Source organism: Caballeronia sp. SL2Y3, assembly GCF_022879575.1.
Taxonomy (GTDB): Bacteria; Pseudomonadota; Gammaproteobacteria; order Burkholderiales; family Burkholderiaceae; genus Caballeronia.
Window position 1 is genome coordinate 919,370 of sequence record NZ_CP084260.1, and the last position, 22,575, is coordinate 941,944.

At 67.1% G+C, this 22,575-nt stretch carries 14 protein-coding genes and 1 riboswitch; of the genes, 6 read left to right on the forward strand and 8 right to left on the reverse strand.

What is annotated here, in order from left to right; translation table 11 throughout:
* The first annotated feature begins 36 nt into the window (after positions 1 to 36).
* From recC to arfB, 4 genes are all read left to right on the forward strand, one after another.
* Positions 37 to 3,429 carry an exodeoxyribonuclease V subunit gamma gene (gene recC / locus LDZ26_RS04325; RefSeq protein WP_244848319.1) on the forward strand — a complete coding sequence of 1,131 codons (3,393 nt, stop codon included), beginning with the start codon at positions 37 to 39 and terminating at the stop codon, positions 3,427 to 3,429.
* Positions 3,430 to 3,434: 5 nt separating this feature from the next.
* Positions 3,435 to 7,157 (forward strand): exodeoxyribonuclease V subunit beta, encoded by a 3,723-nt coding sequence (gene recB, locus LDZ26_RS04330; protein WP_370650664.1) that lies wholly within the window; start codon positions 3,435 to 3,437, stop codon positions 7,155 to 7,157.
* A 451-nt stretch (positions 7,158 to 7,608) separates the two neighbouring features.
* Complete coding sequence (locus LDZ26_RS04335; protein WP_244848321.1) at positions 7,609 to 10,320, forward strand: AAA family ATPase; 2,712 nt, start codon at positions 7,609 to 7,611, stop codon at positions 10,318 to 10,320.
* Between the two features lie 30 nt (positions 10,321 to 10,350).
* On the forward strand, positions 10,351 to 10,758 hold the full coding sequence (arfB, locus tag LDZ26_RS04340; RefSeq protein WP_244848322.1) for an alternative ribosome rescue aminoacyl-tRNA hydrolase ArfB: 408 nt from the start codon (positions 10,351 to 10,353) through the stop codon (positions 10,756 to 10,758).
* An 840-nt stretch (positions 10,759 to 11,598) separates the two neighbouring features.
* Here the strand turns inward: arfB and LDZ26_RS04345 are convergent.
* From LDZ26_RS04345 to thiC, 6 genes are all read right to left on the reverse strand, one after another.
* A complete protein-coding gene (locus tag LDZ26_RS04345; RefSeq protein WP_244848323.1) occupies positions 11,599 to 12,537 on the reverse strand; it encodes a DMT family transporter in 939 nt (312 codons plus the stop codon).
* 156 nt (positions 12,538 to 12,693) lie between these two features.
* On the reverse strand, positions 12,694 to 14,295 hold the full coding sequence (locus tag LDZ26_RS04350; RefSeq protein ID WP_244848324.1) for an L-lactate permease: 1,602 nt from the start codon (positions 14,293 to 14,295) through the stop codon (positions 12,694 to 12,696).
* A 205-nt stretch (positions 14,296 to 14,500) separates the two neighbouring features.
* Positions 14,501 to 14,743 (reverse strand): hypothetical protein, encoded by a 243-nt coding sequence (locus LDZ26_RS04355; RefSeq protein ID WP_244848325.1) that lies wholly within the window; start codon positions 14,741 to 14,743, stop codon positions 14,501 to 14,503.
* 168 nt (positions 14,744 to 14,911) lie between these two features.
* Positions 14,912 to 15,436 (reverse strand): hypothetical protein, encoded by a 525-nt coding sequence (locus LDZ26_RS04360; RefSeq protein WP_244848326.1) that lies wholly within the window; start codon positions 15,434 to 15,436, stop codon positions 14,912 to 14,914.
* A gap of 210 nt (positions 15,437 to 15,646) precedes the next feature.
* Positions 15,647 to 15,859, reverse strand: coding sequence for a glycine zipper 2TM domain-containing protein (locus LDZ26_RS04365; RefSeq protein ID WP_244848327.1), 213 nt, complete (start codon positions 15,857 to 15,859; stop codon positions 15,647 to 15,649).
* A 254-nt stretch (positions 15,860 to 16,113) separates the two neighbouring features.
* The gene (gene thiC, locus LDZ26_RS04370; RefSeq protein WP_244848328.1) at positions 16,114 to 18,045 is read right to left on the reverse strand and encodes a phosphomethylpyrimidine synthase ThiC; all 1,932 of its coding nucleotides are present in this window, start codon (positions 18,043 to 18,045) and stop codon (positions 16,114 to 16,116) included.
* A gap of 127 nt (positions 18,046 to 18,172) precedes the next feature.
* Positions 18,173 to 18,315, reverse strand: a riboswitch (TPP riboswitch).
* A gap of 304 nt (positions 18,316 to 18,619) precedes the next feature.
* Between thiC and LDZ26_RS04375 the strand changes: the two genes are divergently transcribed.
* On the forward strand, positions 18,620 to 19,555 hold the full coding sequence (locus LDZ26_RS04375) for an EamA family transporter (protein WP_244848329.1): 936 nt from the start codon (positions 18,620 to 18,622) through the stop codon (positions 19,553 to 19,555).
* A gap of 328 nt (positions 19,556 to 19,883) precedes the next feature.
* Positions 19,884 to 20,666 carry a DUF4397 domain-containing protein gene (locus tag LDZ26_RS04380; RefSeq protein ID WP_244848330.1) on the forward strand — a complete coding sequence of 261 codons (783 nt, stop codon included), beginning with the start codon at positions 19,884 to 19,886 and terminating at the stop codon, positions 20,664 to 20,666.
* 135 nt (positions 20,667 to 20,801) lie between these two features.
* Here LDZ26_RS04380 and LDZ26_RS04385 read toward each other — a convergent pair whose 3' ends face one another.
* Complete coding sequence (locus tag LDZ26_RS04385) at positions 20,802 to 20,936, reverse strand: entericidin A/B family lipoprotein (protein WP_040048920.1); 135 nt, start codon at positions 20,934 to 20,936, stop codon at positions 20,802 to 20,804.
* Positions 20,937 to 21,090: 154 nt separating this feature from the next.
* Complete coding sequence (locus LDZ26_RS04390; RefSeq protein WP_244848331.1) at positions 21,091 to 22,557, reverse strand: sensor histidine kinase; 1,467 nt, start codon at positions 22,555 to 22,557, stop codon at positions 21,091 to 21,093.
* Positions 22,558 to 22,575: the final 18 nt, after the last annotated feature.

A 22,575-nucleotide genomic window follows, 5' to 3' on the forward strand; every position in this document is an offset into this window, starting at 1 on the left:
TTTCGCGGCTTTCACAGCGCATCCCGACCGCCTTTCATGCTCGAACTCTTCTACTCGAATCGCCACGAAACGCTTGCTGCCGCGCTCTTCGAAGACCTCGACGCCTTCGCCATGCGCGAGAGCGATCCCTTCGCGAGCGAGGCCGTGATCGTGCCGAGCGCAGCCGTGCGCCGCCGGCTGGAACTCGACATGGCCGAGCGTTTCGGCATCTGCGCGAACGTGCAGTTCTGCTATCTCGCGCAGTGGCTGTGGGCGCAGATCGGCCGCGTGCTGCCGGTGCCCGCGCATTCACCGTTCGCGCCGGACCGGCTCGCGTGGCGCTGCTATCGCTCGTTCGACGAACCCGCGTTCCGAGAGGCGCCGCGCCTGTCGACGTATCTGAACGCCGCCGATGATTGCATGCGCTACGAACTTGCGCGCCGCATCGCGACGGTGTTCGATCACTATCTGACTTATCGCCCGGAATGGCTCACGCACTGGCAGGCGGGCGGCTCGATTCTCGCGGGCGGCGGCGCGCAGATCGACGCGCGCGGGCCGCGTCTTGCCGGCGCGAGCGACATCCAGCGCCAGGACGAAATCTGGCAGGCGGCGCTGTGGCGTGCGTTGCTGGAAGACCTCGCAGCGCCGGATCGCGAGCACGACCCGACGCCGCCCGCTTACCGCTTTCTTGCCGAAGCGCCGCGCTTCGATCTGGATACCGCGATGCGCGCCGAGTGGCCGCGCCGCATCAGCGTCTTCGCGCTGCCGACCATGCCGCCGCTGCATATCGCGCTCTTGCGCGAGTTGTCGCGCTGGATCGACGTGCGCATCTACGCGCTCAATCCGTGCCGCGAGTTCTGGTTCGATATCGTGAGCGAGGCGCGCGTCGAGCAACTGCAACTGAAGGGCGAGGCGGATTTTCAGGAAGTCGGTCATCCGCTGCTGGCGGAGTGGGGCCGGCAGACGCAAGCGCAACTGCATATGCTCAACGAACTGACGGAGAGCGCCGCGTCGAGCGAGCGCGAACTGTTCGAAGAGAACCCCGCGCCGACATGGCTCGCGCGCGTGCAGAACGGCATCCTCACGCTCGATGAAGACAACGCCTCGCCGCTGCCGGAAGAGATCGTCGATACGGGCGTCGAAGTCCACGTTTGCCATAGCCTCTCGCGGCAACTGGAAGTGCTGCATGACCGTCTGCTCGACTGGTTCGACTCGATAGAAGGCTTGGAGCCGTCCGACGTGCTCGTCGCGTTTCCGGATCTCGCGGTGGCGGGCCCGCTGATCGACGGAATTTTCGGCACCGCGCCCGCCGGGGCCAGCAACGAGCGGCGGCGTATTCCGTATCGCATCACGGGCTTGCCGCCGTCGCAGGCGAACCCCGTCGCGCGCGCGATGCTCGACTGGCTCGCGCTTGCCGAGCGCGGCGTCGGCGCGCCGGAGTTGATCGAGTGGCTGCGCGTCGATGCGATCGCCACGCGCTACGGCATCGACGCCCCATCGCTCGAAACGGCGCAGGAATGGCTCGCGCAGGCGGGCGCGCGACGCGGATTGCGGCCCGACGAGGTCACGAGCGAGCATGTGCCCGCCGCGCGCCACACGTTCGCCGACGCGCTCACGCGGCTCTACCTCGGCTACGCGCTGCCCGGCGGCGGCGCGCCGGTCGCGGACTGGCTGCCGGTGGAAGGCCCGCAAGGCTCGGAGGCGGAACTGCTCGGGCGTCTCACGCGCTTCATCGACGACATCGACGCCTTCGCGAAAGAGATCGCAACGCCGCGCACTGCGCGCGCGTGGGGCGATTTGCTGCTCGATGCGCTCGAGCGTTTCTTCGATGCAGGCGTCGCGTTCAACGACACCATCGGCGACGTGCGCCACGCCATCGACGCGCTGATCGCCGCCATCGACGAAGGCGCGCGCGACACGCACGTGCCGGCCGCCGTGATCCGCACCGCGCTCACCGATACGCTCGACGATCCGGCGCGCGGCGGCGTGCCGTGGGGCGGCGTCACGTTTTCGTCGCTCACGAGCTTGCGCGGCTTGCCGTATCGCGTCGTGTGCCTGCTCGGCATGGACGACGGCATGCTGCCGAGCCTCACGCGCGCCGACGAGTTCGATCTGATGGCGCGCTTCGGGAAGCTCGGCGACCGCCAGCGGCGCGACGACGAGCGCAATCTCTTTCTCGACCTGATGCTGGCCGCGCGCGACCGGCTGTTGATCGCGTACACGGGGCGCAGCATTCGCGACAACGCCGTGCTGCCGCCCGCCGCGCTGATCGACGAATTGCTCGACTATCTGGCGCAGGCGGTCGCGGGCAAGCATGCGGCGCCGGAAGCCCTGCGCGAGGCGCGCGCCTTGTTCGTCCACGAGCATCCGCTTCAGCCGTTCGCGCCCGAGTACTTCGAGCCGGGCGGCCGCCTTTTCACGTACGAGCCCGAGCGGGCGGAACTGGCGCGCGCGCTCGCCGCAGGCCGCACGCAGAACAGCCCGCCGTTCTTCGATGCGCCGCTGCCGCCGGAAGAAGACGAAGACATCGTTGCGTTCGACGACTTCGTGCGCTTCTGGCGGCACCCGGCGCGGGCGCTGCTGCGCGATCGCTTGGGCATTGCGCTCGTCGATGCCGATGCGGAGCTCGACATCACCGAGCCGTTCGAACTGGGCTTCGCGGGCCGCGATGCGCTCGCGGCCCGCGTGCTGCCGTCGCTGCTCGATGCGACGGACGATGCCGCCGCGCGCGCCCGCGAACGCGCCCGCCACGTCGCGCGCACGAGCCCCGAAATGCCGGGCGGCGCGACGGGCGCGGTCTGGCAGGCGCGCGAGATGCACGCGCTCGCGCATCTGGCGGACCGCATTCGCGTGTCGGTGGCGGAAGGCGTGACGCGGCTGCCGTTCGTGCTGGATATCGCGCCGCGCTGGCCCGATACCGCCGGCGTGCCGCTCTTCGAGAAGTACGACGACGCGCTCATCGACGAGCGGCCGTTCACGCTCGCCGGCACGCTCAATCGCCTGACGCCGCAAGGGCAGGTGATCTACCGCTACGATCAGCCGCGCGCCCGCGATTATCTGTCGGCGTGGCTCGCGCATCTGGCCTATTGCGCGGCGCTGCCGGACGGTCCGCGCCGCACCATCTGGCATGGGCGCGGCGCGCAGTCGGCGGATTTCGAACTCGCGCCCGTCGCCGATCCGCTCGCGCATCTCGGCACGCTCGCGGCGCTGTATCGCGCGGGACGGCGCATGCCGCTGCGTTTCTATCCGAAGAGCGCATGGCTCAAGCTGACCGAAGGCGATGTCAAAGCGCAGGCCGCGTGGGAGTCCGATCGCACGCGCGCCGAGTCCGACGATCCGGCGTATCGCATCGCGTTTCGCGGTGAATCATTAAAGCTCGACGAACGCTTCGCCGCGCTGGCGCGCGTCGTGTTCGAACCGCTTCGAGAGCATCTGCGGAGCGGCGCATGACCACCATGACTGACGTTGTGAATCACGAAACCGTGCAGGAACTCGACGTCTTCGCGTGCCCGCTCGATGGCGTCAACCAGATTGAGGCGTCCGCCGGAACGGGTAAGACCTGGAACATCTGCGCGCTGTACGTGCGCCTGCTGCTGGAGAAGCAGTTGAGCGTCGAGCGCATTCTCGTCGTCACCTTCACGAAGGCCGCGACCGCGGAGCTGCACGAGCGCATCCGCACGCGGCTCGCGGGTGTCGCGCATGCGATCGAAAACGGCGACGCGGCGGGCGATCCGTTCATCGAGCGGCTCTTCGAAACCACGCTCGAACAGATGGACCCGGACGAGGCGCTGCAACGCATCCGCATCGCGCTGCATAGCTTCGATCAGGCCGCGATCCACACGATCCACGGGTTCTGCCAGCGCGCGCTGCAGGAAGCGCCGTTCGCCGCTGCGATGCCGTTCGCGTTCGACATGGAAGCCGACGACAGCACGCTGCGCTTCGAACTCGCCGCCGATTTCTGGCGCGAGCGCGTCGAGCCGGCGGCGGCGCGCGTGCCTTCGTTTGCATCGTGGCTGGTCGCGAAAGGCGCTGGCCCGGCATCGCTCGATGCGCAGCTCGCGCGCCGCCTGAAGAAACCGCTCGCGACGCTGCGCTGGGGTAGTTTCGCCGAAGTACAAGCCGCAGAAGCCGCCGACGCCAAAGCGCTTTTCGATGAAGCCTGCGCGCTATGGCACGCCGAGCGCGACGCGATCGCGGAGCTGCTCTTCGACGCCGAGGCCATGCTGAAGCAGACCTCGCACAAGCGGTCGATGATCGAAGCGGCCATCGACGCGTGGGCCGAGTATTTCGCCGATGCCGACTGTCACGCGCCGCCGCCGAAAGACGCGCTGAAGATCACCGCGTCGGCGCTCGCGAAGGGCACGAAGGTCAAGCACACGCCGCCCGCGCATCCGTTTTTCGAGCACGCGGAGACGCTTGCCGCGGCGGCCGCTGCTGCGGAAGCGTCGCAGCGCGCGCTGTGGCTCGATATCGTGCGGGAGTGGCTCGACTACGCGCCGGCCGAGTTGTCGGCGAGAAAGCGCGCGCGCCGCGTCGTCTCGTTCGACGACCTGCTCTCGAACCTGCATCACGCGCTCGTCAAACATGCGTGGCTTGCCGAGGCGCTGCGCGAGCGTTATCCGGCGGCGCTCATCGACGAGTTTCAGGACACGGACCCGCTGCAATACGCCATCTTCAATCGCGTGTTCGCGCCGCACGGGCCGCTTTTTCTCGTCGGCGATCCGAAGCAGGCCATCTACAGCTTTCGCGCCGCCGATCTGCACACGTATCTCGCGGCGCGCGAGGGCGCGAGCGCGCGCTACACGCTCGCGGTGAACCAGCGGTCGACTGCGCGCATCATCGAGGCGTGCAATCGCGTGTTCGGCGCGAATCCGTCGGCGTTCATCCTCGAAGGGCTCGACTATCAGCCGGTGCGCGCCGGCACGCGCTCGCGTGGGCCGTTCGTCGATGCAACGCCCGCCGCCGCGTATTCCGACCTCGCTGATTTTTGCGTGTGGATGCTGCCGCACGGCGATTCGGCGCTCTCGAAGGGCAACGCGCAGCGCGATGCGGCCGAAGCCTGCGCCGCCGAAATTGCGCGGCTCTTGCGCGGCGCGCAACGCGGCGAAGTGCGCATCGGCGACGAGCCGCTTCGCGCGGGGGATATTGCGGTGCTCGTGCAGACGCACCGGCAGGGCAGCATGGTGAAGCGCGTGCTCGCGGCGTGGGGCGTCGGCAGCGTGGAACTGGCGCAGGCGTCGGTGTTCGGCTCGCTCGACGCCGAGCAGATCGAGCGCGTGCTCGCCGCCATCGACACGCCGGGCGATTTGCGGCGGCTGCGCGCCGCGCTCGCGACCGACTGGTTCGGGCTCGATGCTGGCGCGCTTTGGCGTCTGGAACATGCGGTGTCCGCAGCGGATTCGAACGACGGACCGAACGACTCCACGAGCTGGGTCGAGCGTTTTTCGCGCTACCGCACCATTTGGCACGAGCGCGGCTTCGCGGTGATGTGGCGCACGCTGACGCGCGAACTGTCGATCGCCGCGCGCCTCGTCACGCGGCCGGACGGCGAGCGCAGGCTCACGAACATCACCCATCTCGCGGAACTGTTGCAGGCGCGTTCGGCCGAGCAGCCCGGCATCGCGCCGACGCTGCGCTGGCTCGCCGCGCAGCGCGCGCAGCAAGGCGGCGGCGAGGACGCGCAGTTGCGGCTGGAATCGGACCGCAATCTCGTGCAGATTGTGACGATTCACAAGTCGAAAGGGCTGGAGTACGCGGTCGTGTTCTGCCCGTTCCTCAACGACGGCGCATCGCGCGACGCGCCGAAGTCCGGCTTGCCCGACGCCAGCGAGTATCACGACGAAGCGGGCGAGGCGGTGCTGCACTACGGCATCGACGAGGACGAATCGAAGGAGGTGAGCGCCGCCATCGCCCGCGAGCAGGCGGCGGAACGCGCGCGCCTCGTCTACGTGGCGCTGACGCGGGCGGTGTATCGCTGCTACGTCGTCGCGGGCGTGTATATGTCGAATGTCTCGAACAAGTCGACGAAGGAGTCGCGGCGAAGCGTGCTCAACTGGCTCGTCGCGGGCGCGGGGCAGGACTTCGACGCGTTCTGCGAAGAGCCGCCCGACGAAGCGGGCATCGTCGCGGCGTGGCACGCGCTGGAAGCACAAGCGGATGGCGCGATCGGCGTGGCGCCGTTGCCGGTGATCGGCGCGCGGGAGCCGCTCGCCGCCGAGGCCGCGGGGCCGCACGCGATGACCGCGCGCACCAATCAGCGCCTGTTGCGCGATCGCTGGCGCATGGCGAGCTTCAGTTCGCTGATCGCGGCGGGCGCCCGCGACGAGGCGAATCAGCCGCAGCCGGTCGACGCGCGGCCCGATCACGACGAACTGGCGGACCTCGATGTGCCGGTTCTACAGCAAGCCGCCCCGCGCGACGAGACGGCGCTCGCCGACGACGACATCCTCGCGTTTCCGCGCGGCGCGGCGGCGGGGGAATGTCTGCATCGCATGTACGAACTGGCGGACTTCACGCAGCCCGCGACCTGGCCCGATGCGATCGACCGTGCGCTGCGCGAGCATCCGACGCCCGCGCCCGAGCCGCTCGCCCGGCGTCTTCGGCCGATGATGCAGCGCCTGCTCGCCGATACGCTTTCGACCGAGATCGCGCCGGGTCTTCGGCTGTCGCGGATTCCGCCCGCGCGTCGCATGAACGAACTGGAGTTTCTGTTTCCCGCGCCGTCGCTGGACTTCGCGGCGCTGCGGCGGATTCTCGCCGCGCACGGCTATCCCGACGTCGCGCTGGAAGCGGGCGCGTTGCGGGGCTTTATCAAGGGGTTCATCGACATGATCGTGGAGCACGACGGGCGCTACTGGATCATCGACTGGAAGTCGAATTATCTCGGCGAGCGCGCCGCGGATTACAGCGCCGCGCCGCTCGCCGAAGCGATGGCGCATCACGCGTACCACCTTCAGGCGCTCGTGTATGTGGTGGCGCTGCACCGGTATCTGCGCGCGCGGCTCGCTGCGTACGACTATGAGACGCACGTCGGCGGCTATCTGTATTTGTTCGTGCGTGGCGTGCGGCCCGATTGGCGCGACGGCGACAGCGGCGCGCCGAGCGGCGTGCATCGCGGACGGCCGCCGCTCGCGCTCGTCGAGGCGCTCGACCGGCTGATGTTTGGAGGCGTGGCATGAGCAAGGTCCAGTTGTACGCGCTGGCGTCGCGCTTCGCGGATGAAGGCGGCGCGCTCGACGGGCTCATTTGCGGAGGTGTGGCATGAGCACGATTCGGTTGAACGCGCCGACATCGCGCTTTGCCGACGAAAGCGCCGCTCTCCGGCGGCTGATGTGCGGAGGCGTGGCATGAGCACGATGGACCGGAACGCGCCGACATCGCGCTCCGCGGTTAAAAGCGCCGCGCTCGACCGGCCGATGTGCGGAGGCGTGGCATGGGCACGATGAAACCGGAACGCGCGGACATCGCGCTTCTCGGACGAAGGCGCTGCGCTCGACCGGCTGATGTGCGGAGGCACGGCATGAGCACGATGGACGTCAATGCGCCGGTATGGCGTATAGCGGAGAAAAGCGCGGAGAAAAGCGCGGCGTTCGCCAAGGCGCTGGACCGGCCGATGTGCGGAGGCGTGACATGCGCACGATGGACCTGAACGCGCCGGCATCGCGCTTCGCGGACGAAAGCGCTGCGCTCGCCGAAGGCTTTGCGCGGCGCATGGCCGAACTGTCGCGGCGCTCGGGTGCGAGCGCGGATGCCGTCGCATGGGCCGAACGCGCGGCGCTCGCGATCAGCAGTGCGACCGCGCTCGGGCACGTCTGCATGCCGCTCGCGGCGCTCGCGCGCCGTCACGGCGGGCGACCGCGCGAGGTCCGCGAGGCGCTGCTCGCGAGCGGCGTCGCGAGCCTCGCGCGCACGCAGTCGCCCATGCACGCGGCGGATTTGCGGCCGCTCGTCATCGACGAGGACGGCCGGCTCTATCTCGCGCGTTACTTCGACTACGAGCGGCGGCTCGCGCTTGCGCTCGTCGAGCGGGCGCAGGCCGCGCGGGTGACGGTGTCCGGGCGCGAGCTGGCGGCGCACGCCGAGCGCATCGCGCGCTATTTCGGGCCGAGCGCGGGCGATGACATCGACTGGCAACGGGTCGCGGCGCTCGTGGCGCTGGCGGGACGGCTGACCATCGTGAGCGGCGGTCCGGGCACGGGCAAGACGACGACGGTGGTCGGCGTGCTGGCCTGTCTGCTCGACGCCGATCCCAACCTGCGCATCGCGCTTGCCGCGCCGACCGGCAAGGCCGCGCAGCGCATGCAGGAGGCGCTGATCGAGCGCGCGGACAAGCTCCCGCCCGAACTCGCGCAACGCTTGCCGCGCACGTCGTTCACGCTGCAGCGACTGCTGGGCGTGCTGCCGGACGGCGGCTTCCGGCACCATCGGGACAATCCGCTGCCGTACGACGTTATCGTCGTCGATGAAGCGTCGATGATCGATGTCGCGCTCGCGGCGCATCTGCTAGAAGCGGTCGCGCCGACGAGCCGGCTCGTGATGCTCGGCGACAAAGACCAGCTTTCCGCGGTCGAAGCGGGCGCGGTCTTCGCGGAACTGAGCGCGCAGCCATCGTTCAGCCAGGGCGGCGCGCGTCGCATTGCCGAGGCGCTCGGCGTGGACTATGCGCGGTTGCGGGCGGCGTTGCCGTCGGGTTCGCCTTGGGTTTCGTCGTCAGACGACGATTCGGACAGCGAAGCGATCGGCGCGGGGCTTGTGGCGACCCAGAGCGCAGACGACGGAGACTTGTTCGCGCCGCGAGACGCGCGACGCGATGAGCAAAGTCCCGTTGCGCCGGCCGGTAGGGCTGCGGCGTTGTCGTCGGGCTCGGCTTCGGTTTCGTCATCAGCGGACGATTTGGACGGCGAAGCGATCGCGGCGGGGCGTGCGGCGACCCAGAGCGCAGACGATGGAGACTTGTTCGCGCCGCGAGACGCGCGACGCGATGAGCAAGCTCCCGTTGCGCCGGCCGGTAAGGCTGCGGCGTTGCGCGCGGGATCGGCGTCGCGCACGCAAGCCGTTTTCGATGACGAAGGCTACGCCGACCTTTTCGCCACCATCGATACCGAGACGTATCCGGAAGACGAAGGTAGCGACGGTGCGCGGCGGAACGTGGACGACGAGCGAATTCAGCAAAAGGCGCCGAACAAGCGCAATGAGCGGGACGAAAACGCGGGGCGCGAACGGCGGAACGAGCTTAACGAGCTTAACGAGCAACGCGAGGGCGATCAGTCCGAGAAGCGCGACCGTCGAGTTGAGCGTGACAGGCGCGGCGAGCAAAACGCCGACAGCGAGCGTGACCGACGCAGTGAACAGGACCGGCCCCAAGAGCACTACCGCCACAACGAGCGCAACGGCAGAAACCTGCACCACGGCCACAACAAGCATGACGAGCAAAGGAGGCGCACCGGGCCCGACGATGCAGACCACACCGACGCCCCGCTCACCGACTGCGTCGTCTGGCTCGCGCGCAACTACCGCTTCGGGCTGGATTCGGCGATCGGCCGCTTGTCGATCGCCATCCGCGACGGCGATGCGCAAGCTGCCCTCGCCGCGCTCGATATCCGGCAATCGCCCGCGACGAGTGACGACGCAGCCGCCGTGCTTTTCGACGACGCGCACACCACGCTCTCCGAGCGCACGCTCGCGCATCTGGCAACAGGATTTGCGCCGTACGCCGACGCGCTCTCGTCCGTACTCGAGGCGCGGCGCTCGAATTCAGTCGGCGCACAAAACGACGAAGCCCGGCTCTTTGACGCGCTGAACCGCTTTCGCCTGCTATGCGCGACGCGCAAAGGCCCGCGCGGCGTCGACGAAGTGAACGCCCGCATCGCGGCGAAAGTGCGGGAGCAGGCGGGCATTGCGCTTGCGCTCGGCGCACAATGGTTCGCCGGGCGGCCGGTGATCGTCACGCGCAACGACTACGCGCTCGGGCTTTTCAACGGCGATATCGGCATCGCGCTGCCGGGCGCGGACGGCGCGCTGCGGGTGGCATTCCGCATGGCCGACGGCTCCTTGCGCTACGTCTCGCCCGCCGCGCTTCCGCCGCACGATACGGCGTTCGCGCTCACGGTCCACAAGTCGCAGGGATCGGAGTTCGACGAGGCGGCGCTCGTCCTGCCGGGGAGCTTTGTGCGCGTGCTGTCGCGCGAACTCGTCTACACGGCCATCACGCGGGCCAAGCGCCGGGTCGAGGTGATCGGCTCGGCGGATATCTTCGCGCAGGCGGTCGATGCGCCGACGCGCCGCGATTCCGGCCTCGCGGCGAGAATGCGGCGGTTGATGAGCGCGAGCGCCGGGGCTTGAGGCGCGTGCCTATTCGAAGGAGTCAAACTCATGACCGATAGCTTCGCGCTCGCGCCGGGCGAGATCGAGTTGACCGCCGTGCGCGCGCAGGGAGCGGGCGGCCAGAACGTCAACAAGGTGTCGAGCGCCATTCATTTGCGCTTCGACATTCGCGCGTCGTCGCTGCCGGAGCACATCAAGGCGCGTCTGCTCGCGCTCGCCGATAGCCGCGTAACGCGCGACGGCGTCATCGTGATCAAGGCGCAGGAGCATCGCACGCAGGACATGAATCGCGCCGCAGCGCTCGCGCGGCTGGACGAACTCATTCGCAGCGTGAGCGTCACGCGCCGCAAACGCATCGCGACGAAGCCCACGCGCGCGTCGCAGGTTCGCCGTGTCGAAGGGAAAGTGAAACGCGGCGCGGTGAAAGCGGGGCGCGGACGCGTGCGGGACGAGTAAAGCGAGGCGGAGCGCCAAAAGGCAAGCTCGATGACGGCCGCCGCCCGTGTCGTTCGAGAGAGCATCGCGAGCGGGAAGTGCTTGTTGCTTCGCGTGCGCGACGAGTAGAGCGGGAAGATGCGCCAAGCGCTCCATGACGTCCGCCGCCAGTGTCGTTTGCGCGCGCATCGTGAGCGGGACGTGCTCGTGGCTTCTAATGCGCCGGGAGAGCCGAGCGCGGATGCCGAGCCGGCATCCGCTCGACAGTTCCGGTGGCCAGCGCCGTGCCCGCGAGCATAACTCCGCATCACTTCAAGCTCACGAGCAACACGTGATCATCGGGAATGGCGGCGGCCTGCCCTGCGCCGCGAAAGCGGAGAGCGAACCCGCGCGACTCGTTCAAACGGGCGGAAGGAACTGCGCGACACCGCCTGTCGCCGCGTTGGACCGCATCCGCTCGACGACAGGCGTCGCGGGAGCGGAGCGCGGCCTGCGCTGCGCCGCGAAAGTGAAGCGCAAACCCCCGCGACTTCATTCGAGCGGGCGGAAAGATGAGCGGGAAAACGCCTGTCGCGCGCTCGACGGCATCCGCTCAACAACGGGCGTCGCGGGAGCCGGGCGCGGATGCCGAGCCGGCATACACTCGACAACTCCACGGGGTCCTCTCGGGCGATCGCGTGGGCGTATTCGACATTGCGACGCTCGACGCGAGCGGCGACACCGCGCAGGGAGGGCGGCCAGCGCCGTCCCCGCGCATCCTTCATCACGAGCGACACGCGTTTATCGAGAGAAGGTTAGGCCCGCACTGCGCCGCCGAAGCGAAGCGCGATGCCCCGCGACGCAGCGCAATGAGCCCGAAAACTACCGGGCCAGCGACTTCCTCGCCCCAAACGGCATCCGCTTAACCACCCCCGTCGCCAGCGCCGTGCCCGCGAGCACGACCGCGCATCCTTCCATCATCACGAGCGACACGTGCTCGTCGAGGAAAAGCGCGCCCCACAAGATGCCGAAAAGCGGAATGACGAACGTGACCGTCATCGCGCGCGCCGGGCCGGCCGACGCCACCAGCCCGAAGTACAGGAAATACGCGATGCCCGTGCAGCACACGCCGAGCGCGATCACCGCCTCCCACGCATGCGCGGAGATCGGCGTCGCGGGCCACGTCATCGCGGCGAGCGGCGCAAGTGCGAGGGTCGCGCCGATCATGCTGCCGGCCGCGTTGGTGGTCGCGTCGACGTCCATCAGGTACTTCTTCGCGAAGTTGCCCGCCACGCCGTAGAGCGCCGATGCCGCCAGCGCCGCCGCGGCCGCCAGCAGCCCGCGCACTGGCAGCCCGGCCGCGCCCGCGTCGTGCGCGCCCGGCGTCGCGATCTGGTTCCACACGAGCAGCAGCACGCCCGCGAAGCCGATCGCCATGCCCATGGTGCGCATCGTCGTCAGCCGGTCCTTCAGCCACACGTAGGCGACGAGCGCGCCCCAGAGCGGCGTCGTCGCGTTGATGACGGAGGTCGCGCCCGCCGACAGCGTCAGTTCCGCGAACGCGAAGAGACAGAAGGGCGCGGCCGAATTGAGAATGCCGACGACGAAAAGCGGCACGGCGCGCTTGCGCATCGTCGAGAGCGTGTGGGCAAACGGGCGCCGCGCGAGCAGCATCGCGATGAGAAACAACGCGCCGATGCCGACGCGCACGGCCATCAGCGGCGCGACGCCGAACTCGGCGACACCCACGCGGATGAAAAGAAACGACGCGCCCCACATGGCGGCCAGGACGACTAATTGAAACAAATTGACGATGGACATGACGTTGCGGACTTCTTGCCTGCTGATAAAAGTCCGCGCATGTTACACCGCGCCGCGCGCCGCGAAGCGTTTGCCGAAAGAGACCGCAAGAAGCAGGCACAAAGCAGGAACAAAGCAGGAACGCGCCTCGTCGCCGAGCGGGGCGCGGGGGCGTGCTCAGTGCGGCGGAATCATCCACGTGAGCACGTTCTGTTGCAGCCAGACGAGCACGCCGAGAATGATGGTGAGCAGAATGGAATGCTTGAAGGTTCGCGCGAACACGAGGCCTTCCTTGCCCTTCAGGTCGGTGGTCGCCACGCCCGTCGAAATGTTCTGCGGCGAGATCATCTTGCCCATCACGCCGCCGGACGAGTTCGTCGCCGCCATCAGCACCGGATCGAGATTGAGCTGGTGCGCCGCCACCACTTGCAGGTTGCCGAAGAGCGCATTGCCCGACGTGTCGCTGCCGGAGAGAAAGACCGCGACCCAGCCGAGAAACGCCGAAACGAGCGGAAACAGCGGCCCGACCGACGCCACGCCCAGACCCAGCGTGTAGTTCATGCCCGAGTAGTTCATCAGATACGCGAGGCCGACGATGGTCGCCACCGTCAGAATGGCGATGCGCGTCTGCACCCACGTATCGACGATGGCCGCGCCGAATTCACGCGCCGGCAGCTTCACGAGCGCGGCCGTGATGATGGCCGCGACCAGGATGGCCGTGCCCGTGGCGAGCGGCTGGAAGTCCCAGATCGCGCCGTACGGCTGGTTGTACAGCGTGATGTAGACCGCCTTGTCGAGCCCCGGCCAGGACACCTTCACGTCGCCGATCAGGAAGATCTTCGCGACGGTCCACACGATCACGACGATCGACACCACGATCCACGGCAGCCAGCCTTGCCCGCCCGAGAGCGCGGCGCGCGTCGTGCCCGCGCGATCGACGTTGACCGCGAAGCGTTCGTCGGGCGCGGGTTTCCAGACGCGCAGGAACGCGATCGTCAGAATGAGCGAGACGAGCGACGACAGCACGTCCGTGAGCGCGTAGCTGATGTAGTTCGACGTGACGAACTGCGTCAGCGCGAACGCGCCGCCGGAGACGAGCAGCACCGGCCACACGCGCATCATGTTGCGAAAGCCGGCGTACACGGCGATCACGTAGAAGGGCAAGAAGAACGCGAAAAGCGGCAACTGGCGGCCGACCATTTTCGCGAGCGCGTCCGTCGGCAGGTGCGTGACCGCGCCGAGCACGGTGATCGGCACGCCGAGCGCGCCGAAGGCCACCGGCGCCGTGTTGAAAATGAGCGTGAAGGTGAGCGCTTCGAGCGTCGGAAAGCCGAGCAGGATCAGAAGCGAACTCGTGATCGCGATCGGCGTGCCGAAGCCGGAGATGCCTTCCAGCAGCGCGCCGAACGAGAAGCCGATCACCACCAGCACGATGCGCCTGTCGTTCGGCAGGTTATCGACCATCCAGAGCCGAAACGCTTCGAAGCGTCCGGAGCGTTGCGCGACGTTGTACAGCAGGATCGCCGCGAACACGATCCACATGACCGGCCAGAGCGCGAAGACGGCGCCCGCCGCGACCGAATTCAGCGCGAGGCCGACCGGGAACTTCCAGCCCGCGACGGCGATGATGAGCGCGACGATCAGTCCCGCGAGCGATGCCTGCCACGCGGGGCGGCGCGCCCAGCCGAGCAGCACCAGCACGACGATGATCGGCAGCGCCGCCACGATGAACGACAGCGCCAGCGAACCGGCAATGGGCGTGAGTAGCTGATGGAACATCGAGTCTCCTTTCTTCTCTTGTTGGCGAAGCGGCGGTCGCTGCCGCCATGCGCGCGGAGTTCGATGTTTCAGTCGCTCACGCCCGGCGTGCGCCGTCTTAAGCGCCGGCGTAACACGCCCACTAAGAATAGGTGACCGATGAGCCGCGTCAAGCGGTGAAAGCCCGCGTACGCGACAGGGTTCGTCGGATTCGATCAGGCGTTACTCATCCTTCCACGGCTGCGGCCGTTGCTGCCGCGGCGGCGCCGCTGTCGCGGTTGGCGGGCGGCGTCTGCCGGAACACCCAGACGGTCAAGAGCGCGATCGACGCGAGCATCCAAAGCAGAAAAAACACGAAGGCCATCATGTCCTGTTCCCCGAGAACGTGAAGTGCGCGGCGGCGGTGTGCCGTCGCATCGCGGTAAATAGGGACGGTGAGTAGCCAGAAACGTGCCAATTGTCTGTCCAATTCCGCCAAAGCCTTGTCGGAAAAGGAAAGTGGCACAGCGCACGAAGCCGAGGACCCGGCACGCCGAGCGCCAGTCGGCAGAAAACGTTTCAGGATCGTTACGGCGCGCCGAATCGCGGGCTGCAAGCCGCCGAATTTTGTAACGCGGACGAACAGGCGCCGCGCGAATCAGTGGCCGCGTCCGCCGCCGTGACCGCCGCCTCCGTGCCAGCCGCCGCCGTACCCGCCGTATCCGCCGTGGCCGCCTTGCCATGTCCCGCCGCCGTGCCATCCGCCGCCGCCGTGGTGCCAGCCGCCGCCGTGCCATCCATGTCCGTGACCCCAGCAGCATCCGCCGCCCCAGTAGCCGAAGCCGACCGAGATCGCCGGATAGCCGTAGCCGTAATACGCCGGATAAGGGTACGGGTAGTACGGATAGCCGTAGTAGCCGGCATAAGGGTAGGCGGCATAGGGGTAGACGGCCGAGTAGGGCACCTGTTCCGTCGAGTAGACGATGCCGGTCCCCGGCACCGCCGATGCGCCCGAGGCTGCGTTGGCCGGCAGCGCGAATTCGCGCTGCGCATAGACGGCGCTGACAGTGGGGTAGCCCGCGCCCGGGTAGTCGGGATACGCGTAATAACACCCGCTGACCAGAAGCCCCGCAGCGAGCGCGGCCATGCCGCTCTTCGCGTGGACGATGCGTGCGGACATCATGATGCTGCTCCTTCAATTGCCTGCGGGACTCTTCGGGTTCAGTGGTCTCGATAGAACCGATCCGGTCCGTTAAAGAGGAGCTTAGTCGATCGATGCACGGCGCGTTGCATGCGCCCGGTGAGGAACGATGGCTGGTATCGCTTCCTGTAACAGACTTGAAACACGTGCGGCGCCGACGATGTCGCGCCGCACGCTCGATGCGCTGCGGCCTTACTTGCCGACCTGATTGCCGATGACCCCGCCGACGGCCGCGCCGCCCAGCGTCGAAAGCGCGCTGCCGCCGATCACGGCCCCGCCCGCTGCGCCGACGCCCGCGCCGATGGCGGTGTCGCGCTGACGCGTGGTCATGTTGTCGCAGCCGGTCAGTCCGGCGAAAGAAGCGATGAGCATTGCTGCGGCGCCGATTTGTTTGATGTTTTTCATGTCGACTCTCCAGTGATGATGGAACGAATCGGCTGCGGCGTAACTTCCCGGACAGGACGACGGTCCGGCGCATGCCGCGTTTTTTCGCCGGTTCGTTCGATAGACAGCAGGAAAGATGCCCGAATCGTCTGAATGAGCGCGGAGCCTTACTAAGCAAGGCTTTGGCCGGGAATGAAGCAAGCAAAACGGCCTGTCGCACTCGCCGCGCGACAGGCCGTTTCCGGTCAGGCTTTCAGTCCGTCAAAGACGGCGCATCAGGTCGGCTGGTAGATTTCCGCGCCCTTCTTCACGAACTCGATCGCCTTCGTCTGCATGCCGTGCGTGAGCGCGTCGGTTTCGCTCACGCCCTGCTTCGCGGCGAAGTCGCGCACGTCCTGCGTGATCTTCATCGAGCAGAAGTGCGGGCCGCACATCGAGCAGAAGTGCGCGACCTTCGCCGAGTCCTTCGGCAGCGTTTCGTCGTGGAATTCGCGCGCCTTGTCCGGGTCGAGGCCGAGATTGAACTGGTCTTCCCAGCGGAATTCGAAGCGCGCCTTGGAGAGCGCGTTGTCCCGCACCTGCGCGCCGGGATGCCCCTTCGCCAGATCCGCCGCGTGCGCCGCGAGCTTGTACGTGATGATGCCTTCCTTCACGTCGTCCTTGTTCGGCAGGCCGAGGTGCTCCTTCGGCGTCACGTAGCAGAGCATCGCCGTGCCGAACCAGCCGATCATCGCAGCGCCGATGCCCGAGGTGATGTGGTCGTAGCCCGGCGCGATGTCGGTGGTGAGCGGCCCGAGCGTGTAGAAGGGCGCCTCGTCGCACCATTGCAGCTGCAGGTCCATGTTCTCCTTGATGAGCTGCATCGGCACGTGGCCGGGGCCTTCGATCATCACCTGGACGTCGTGCTTCCACGCGACTTGCGTCAGTTCGCCGAGCGTCTTCAGCTCGCCGAGCTGCGCTTCGTCGTTCGCGTCGTAGATGGAGCCGGGGCGCAGGCCGTCGCCGAGCGAGAACGAGACATCGTACTGCTTCATGATTTCGCAGATGTCCTCGAAGTGCTCGTAGATGAAGCTCTCCTTGTGATGCGCGAGGCACCACTTCGCCATGATCGAGCCGCCGCGCGACACGATGCCGGTCATGCGGTTCGCCGTCAGCGGCACGTATTGCAGCCGCACGCCCGCGTGAATCGTGAAATAGTCGACGCCTTGCTCCGCCTGCTCGATGAGCGTGTCGCGGAAGATTTCCCACGTGAGGTCTTCGGCTTTGCCGTTGACCTTTTCGAGCGCCTGATAGATGGGCACCGTGCCGATCGGCACCGGCGAATTGCGGATGATCCACTCGCGCGTCTCGTGGATGTGCTTGCCGGTGGACAGGTCCATCACCGTGTCGCCGCCCCAGCGGATCGCCCAGGTCATCTTGTCGACTTCCTCGCCGATGGACGAGCTGACCGCCGAATTGCCGATGTTCGCGTTGATCTTCACGAGGAAATTGCGGCCGATGATCATCGGCTCGCTTTCCGGATGATTGATGTTCGCGGGAATGATCGCGCGGCCGCGCGCCACTTCGTCGCGCACGAACTCGGGCGTGATTTCCTTTGCCGCGTCCTTGCCGAACGCCGCCGCGCCGAACGCCTGGCCGGGATGCTGGCGGCCCATCATCTGCGCGAGCTTCTCGCCGTTCGGGCCGCTCTTGCGCAGGCTTTCGAGGTATTCGGCGCGACGCTGGTTTTCGCGGATGGCGATGTATTCCATCTCCGGCGTGATGATGCCCGCGCGCGCGTAGTGCATCTGCGTGACGTTCTTGCCTGCGACGGCGCGGCGCGGCTTGCGGTGCAGGCCGGGAAAGCGCAGTTCGGCCGTCTTCGGATCGGCGGCGCGCTCGCGGCCGAATTCGCTCGACAGGCCCGCGAGTTCTTCCGTGTCGCCGCGCTTCTCGATCCAGCCGGCGCGCAGCGCGGGCAGTCCCGAGCGGATGTCGATCTTCGCGTCCGGATCGGTGTACGGGCCGGACGTGTCGTACACGTACACCGGCGGATTCTTTTCGCCGCCGAAGCCGTCCGGCGTGTCCGACTGCGTGATCTCGCGCATCGGCACGCGAATGTCGGGCGTCGAGCCGGTCACGTAGACCTTGCGCGAGTTCGGCAGCGGCGCGATGGCGGCGGCATCGACGACGGCGTTTTCCGACAGAAACTTGGGATTGGCATTCATGTGCTGTCTCTCCTGTGGGACGTTTTGACATGCGAGCGTTGCAGCGCTCGGCTGACTCAGGAGCTAAACAGGGAGGAACGAGACGGAAAGGTACGGGTTCGGAAGAAGGAGTCTGATGCGGCGCGACTGTCGAAACCCGAACGCTTCCCTGCGCTGGCATTATCCAGATCAGGTTCAAAGGGTATTTCTCACCCGCGCCGCGCGAGGCGACTGCGCTCGATGAAACCGGCCGCAATCGCGATGCGCAACGCAGGACCCCCGCGTTAGCAGCCGCCACCATACACCGCAGCGTGGCGTGTTGGCAACCATCCGAAAATTCGTCGGGCGATTCGTCGTTCGCGCGGGGCGCTTACTGCATAATGTCGCTCGCCCCGGCCTGCGTGTTTTCCCTGACCGCCCGGCAGCCGCAATCGACGCCCCGCGTCGCCCGCTGTTTCTCTCTGCGCCCGCGTTCGCATCCAACTGTTTCGCCATGTCGTCCTGTCTCGTTTGTCGCGACGCTTTTCTCGCCCGTTCGGTTGCCGTCTGTCGGATCGAAGACACGGCTCGGTCTTGCACGCTGGCCGGATAACACATGTCGAAGCCGCCGCGCTTGCCGTTCTCACTGCCCGATCGTTTTCCGTTTCGCGCGCCGCGTTCGCACAAGGGACAAGTCGCGCTCGCGCTCGCCGTCGTTTATCTCGTGTGGGGCTCGACGTACCTCGCCGTGCATCTGTCGCTCGCGTCGTTTCCGCCGCTTCTGCTTTCCGGCTTGCGCAATCTGTTCGCGGGCATCGGGCTCTTCGTGTTCGCGGCGCGCCGCAAGCCGGTCTGGCCGACGTTGGCCGAAGCGCGCAATGCCGCGCTCGTCGGCACGCTGCTCGTCGGCTTGTCGAGCGGGATGCTCGCCTACGGCATGCGCACCGTCGAGACCGGGACCGCCGCCGTGATGGTCGCCACCGTGCCGCTTTTCGCGACGATCATCGCCGCGCTCACGGGCCGGCGGATTGCAAAGGGCGAGTGGGTGGCGGTCGGGCTCGGGCTCGTCGGCATCGTGCTGCTGAATCACGGCGATTCGGGCTCCGGCTCGACCGCGGGCAGCATCGCGATTCTGTGCGGCGCGATCTTCTGGGCGGGCGGGGCGCACCTGGCGAGCCGCGTGAAGCTGCCGTCGGACCTCTTCATGTCGACGGCGCTGCAGATCGGCCTCGGCGGTTCCATTTCGACGACGGTCGCGTTGCTCTCTGGCGAGCGGCTAACGGGCATCGGCTTCGTGCCGGGGCTGTCGTTTCTGTATCTGATGCTCGTCGGAACGATGGCCGCGTATGTCGCCTACGGCTTTCTGATCCGGCATACGAGCCCGATCATCGCGAGCAGCTGCATGTACGTGAACCCGGTGGTCGCGGTGTTGCTCGGCGCGCTGTTGCTCGGCGAGGCGATCACGCGCTGGACCGTCATTGCGACGGTCGTCATTCTGCTGAGCGTCGCGCTTTCTTTCTGGTTCGATTATCGAAGGCGCGGGTTGGTGTGATCGCGTTTTCGGCGTTCCGTTCGCCTCGCTTGTAAGAACGACGCTCACGCAGCGCTCGAAGGCGCGCACACGCCGCTGTGCTCTTACGCCCCGAACGAATCCTCTAATGAAAGCGGCGGCCTTGCGCGATAAGGCTTCCAGCCGAAGTCGCGCGCTCGCGCACCGCAAAAGGGCACGGCTGTTGCTCCATGTGCGCCACCCGCGAGGCGCGTCATTCCGATGAAACAAAGACGCGTTCCTTTCGGCGAGGACGCGGCGTAGCGGGCCAGCCGCCCGCCGTCCGCAGCCTTCACGACACCATCAACGATCACAAAAAGGAAGGTGGCACATGAAGCTCATCCGCACTGTCACGGCGCTCGCTGCCGTCGCTTCGCTCTTGTCCGCATGCGGCGGAAGTTCGGACGACGTCGGCAAGGAACTCGGCCTCACGCAAGCGCAGGTTCATTTCGTCCACGCGATTCCGAGCGGCCCGAACGTCGACTTCTACGATAACGGCAAGGTGCTGCAGCCGAACATCGGCTACAAGGCGGTGACCAACTTCGCGAACATCGGCACGGGCCAGCACAACTTCGGCTACGCGGCCGTGAACACGACGACCCTGCTCGCATCCGATTCCAGCATCAGCAACGCGGCGAAGGGCCACGAATACACGGTCATCGCGCTGCCGGACGCGGGCTTCCTGCCGTCGATCGCCGTGATCGACGATCCGTTCGACAAGGGTCTTCTGTCGACGAGCGCGCGCGTGCGCGGCTTCAACGCATCGGCGAACGCGCAGAATCTCGATCTTTATCTGGTCGCGCCGGGGACGGACATCGCGACGGTCAACGCGACGATGCCGAGCGTCGCCTTCAAGAGCGCGGTCCCGGCGAGCACGCAGGACTCGATCTATGTCTCGGGCGGCACATATCAGTTGATCGCGACGCTGCCGGGTTCGAAGACGCCGGTGTACAAGTCGGCTTCGTTCAATCTCGGCAATAACGCGGACTGGCTCGTGACAACGCTGCCTTCGGGCAACGCGCTGTCGCAGGTCGTGCCCGGCAAGATTCGGGTGCTGGTGGCGCAGGGCGGCAACACGCAGACGCCGGCGCTGGAGTTGCCGGATACGCAGTAAGCGCTTGCGCGTCAGGCCGTGACGAAAACCCGCCCGAGTGATGTCGGGCGGGTTTTTTAACGCGCAAAAAAAAATCTCGCCGCGCGAGGCGGCGAGATGACAGGGACTACGCTACGTATCTAGAAAGCGCCCGGCTTACTTATGCTCTTCCGCCGAGTTCGAGATAGCCTGGCCGCCCTTCGACAGATCCTGACCTGCGCCCGAGATGGTGTTGCAGCCTGCCAGCGCAGCGGTGCCCGCGATCAGCAGCAAAGCGATGATTCGAGTCATGTTCAATCCCCTTGAAGTGAAGTGTCTGGATTGGCCGCTGCTCGTTCGATGGGCCTCACCGGTGGAATAATCTTAAAAAAGCGCCCGAGCGCGCGCTGTAGGCACACATGTGTTTTTTGTGTCGGCGGACTCCGCATTTCGCGTCGGCATCGTCCTACGCGGCGGCGCGGGCTGCCGCACCGTCCACGTCCGCATCCGCGTGGACGCGCTCGCGCGGCATCGACACGCGGATGCTGGTGCCGTGCGGCGTCGCGCGTTCTATCTCGAAGCGCCCGCCGCGCGCCGACACGCGCTGCCGCATGCCGACGAGTCCGTGCGTCTGCGTGCGCTTCAGATCCTGCGGCCGGATGCCGATGCCGTCATCGTCGATGGCGAGCGCGACGTTCGCCGGGTCGAGCGTCAGTGCAATGCGGATGCGGCTCGCACGCGCGTACTTCGCGGCGTTCGTGAGCGTTTCCTGCGCCACGCGAAAGAGCGCGATCTCGATGGCTTCACCGAGCTTCACTTCGTCGTCCGGCAGATCGGCCTCGACCGTCCAGCCGTTGCGCTGCGCGGCTTCGTCCACGAGCGAGCGCAGCGCCGTGACGAGACCGAAACTGGCGAGCACCGTCGGCCGCATGTCCTCGATGATCCGCCGCTTCAGCGCGATGCCCTGATCCAGATTGCCGATGGCGCGCGACAGTTTCTCGGCCATCGCCGGCTCCGATTCGCGCAGCTTGCCGCGCACCCACGCGACATCCATCTTGCTCGCGGTCAGGATCGAGCCGAGCTCGTCGTGCAGTTCGCGGGCAAGCTGCGTCTTTTCATCCTCGCTGACCGATTGCAGATGCCACGCGAGCGCTTCGAGCTGGCGCGTGCGTTCGAAGACGAGTCGATCCAGTTCTTCCTGCTGCGTGATCAGGGCCTTCTGCACGCGATCCTGCTTGTCGAGCTGAATGCCGAGATTGCGAAACAGCAGCAGGAACAACACGATGTTCAGCGCGCAGAGCGCCGCGACGCACAGCGTCGAAATGCGCTGATCGGCGCGGCTCGCGTCGAGCGCGTGTTGCGCGCGCTGCTCCTCGTTCAGGCGCAACAGCGAGAGCGCGGCGTCGAGCGTCATGTCCTTGTCGGTCGATGCATCCGAAGGCGCGGCCGACGGCGCCGCCGCGCGCTCGATGGCGTCGTTGGCGGCCGCGCGAATCTGCGCGAAGCTCGCGAGCGCGGTGTCGTCGCCGATGCGGCGATAGTAGGCATCGAGCGTGGCGAGCGCGCGGCGCACGTGCGCGGCGGTCGCATCGAACTGCGTCTTGTAGGCGGCGTCCGGTTTCAGCGCGATGGCTTGTCCCTGCGCCGACAGCGTCGCGATGTCCGCGGCGAGCGCCGAAAGCTGCGCGGTCGCGCTTTTGGCGTCGAGCGCGGTTTCGTATTCGGCGGCAATGCGCATGCGGCCCGACTCCAGAATCACGAGCCCGCCGACGGTAATCACGATCGCTACCGTCATCGCGACGGCCCAGCTATACCGATGCATCCATTCGTTGATGCGCGCGAATCCGGCGCGCGTGCCGTGCCTCGCCGGCGGGGCGGGCGAGGCGTCGTCTTGGGCGATGCCGGCAAGCGCGGCGTGAGGAAGGTGGCTCATGACATGGTTCTCGATGCG